This window comes from Bartonella sp. AA56HLJMS, assembly GCF_042197145.1.
In the GTDB taxonomy this organism is placed as follows: domain Bacteria; phylum Pseudomonadota; class Alphaproteobacteria; order Rhizobiales; family Rhizobiaceae; genus Bartonella.
On the sequence record NZ_JBHIRL010000110.1, the window covers coordinates 1 to 568 of the forward strand.

Sequence of the window (568 nt, forward strand, 5' to 3'; positions counted from 1 at the left end):
TCGTAAAGATTGTAAAAATACTCTGCTACCCCTAATCCCCATGGGGCATGCCCCACCGCCGTTGCAACGAACTTTTTTCCCCCCTTCTGTTTACGTTTTTTTAAAAACATCTGGTTTAATATCCCCTATCTAAATCCATAACTTTACCAATGGGTTTATTTGCCTCAAAATGGACCGTACAGAAGCGTTTTTAATTTCAATATGTTTTATCACAAAATCTTTAAATCGCTCTGTACGGTGCCTTTCTGTCAATTTAAACGCATATATATTCTCAAAATCATCAGCAAATTTCACTACTTTGCTGTTTTTTCGGATCCTTTTAAATACGATTTCATGACTGATGCTTCCGAAAAAAGCTCTATTTCTGATCCATAAGTGTCTTTAAGCGTAGATCGCTGTTGGGGGTATGCTAAATCTTTCTGAAAGCTTATTTGCGAAATTGTTTGATGATGATTTATAGCATGCGGTTGCATATAGTTTTTCCGTTTCTAATTTTTTGTGTTTCTTAATTACCAATCCATATTCTGGATGCGTAATCCAATTATCCCAAGCGCTTTGCCAATCGCGT

Annotated in this window: 1 pseudogene; it reads right to left on the minus strand. The window is 36.4% G+C overall.

What is annotated here, in order from left to right:
• Nucleotides 1–381: 381 nt before the first annotated feature.
• A pseudogene (locus tag ACFINI_RS10140) lies at nucleotides 382–568 on the minus strand (hypothetical protein); the annotation flags it as partial.